This window comes from Photobacterium sp. 2_MG-2023, assembly GCF_030547675.1.
GTDB classification, from domain to species: domain Bacteria; phylum Pseudomonadota; class Gammaproteobacteria; order Enterobacterales; family Vibrionaceae; genus Photobacterium; species Photobacterium arenosum.
The window spans coordinates 1-824 of record NZ_JAUOQQ010000059.1; the positions used below are offsets into that span (position 1 = coordinate 1).

Consider the following 824-nt stretch of genomic DNA (forward strand, 5'->3'; position numbering starts at 1 on the left):
CTATTGACTTACCCACCGAAGCACAGTGGGAGTTCGCGGCTCGCAGCCGAGGTCAGCATAAATATTACGCAACAAATAATGGTTATCTGCTACTTTCAGAAAGTATATATTTTGATCCTGAACTGAATAAATATATTGAAGTATCAGATTCAGAAATTAACAGTAGTACCGCGCCTGAAAAAAACTTAGGGAATTTTCCTCCTAGCCCGCTGGGAATCTATGGTATGAGCAACAACAGGCCCGAGTGGGTCAATGACTGGTATGACAAAGATTACTACTTACAATCACCCGTTAATAATCCTCAGGGTCCCGATTCTGGTGAGGACAAAGTAATGCGTGATGGATTTACCTTCGGACGAATTGATAAATCCCCAAATCAAGACTTTTACGTTTTAGCAAATACTTTTCGATGTGTTGTCAAAAAAACTGATGAATAAACGGATAAAATTATGGCCCTTTTGGGCCATAATTTCTACGCATACTGACTTGTTCGACTCCGGTTATCAAGCATAGCTACTTGTTGCTCTACTTCGGAGCACTTCTGATAAAAAGCCTGACCTTGCCGAGGAGTGAAAGGTGCTTTGTCCATGTCTGCAACTGTATTCGTTTCCATCAGCGTCATTACCCATTCATTGAACGCTGATTGCTGGCGGCCATTTAAGATAATTTTTCATTCAGTTCGCTTTACCGTTTTATGCACTCCAATCCTGTGCGCTTGGTTCAAGAAATACCGGTTGTATTTATAATTGACTTTGCTTATCAGTGTTTTTGCTTTAGGCATTTCGGTAGACTAAGGCACTAAAAACAAAGGATTTCAGCATGAA

1 protein-coding gene is annotated in these 824 nt (G+C 40.7%); it reads left to right on the forward strand.

Annotated elements, in window-relative coordinates; genetic code table 11:
- Positions 1-437 (forward strand): SUMF1/EgtB/PvdO family nonheme iron enzyme (locus Q4491_RS21430; protein ID WP_303460808.1); only part of this gene is annotated, 437 nt, incomplete at its 5' end.
- Positions 438-824 lie beyond the last annotated feature (387 nt).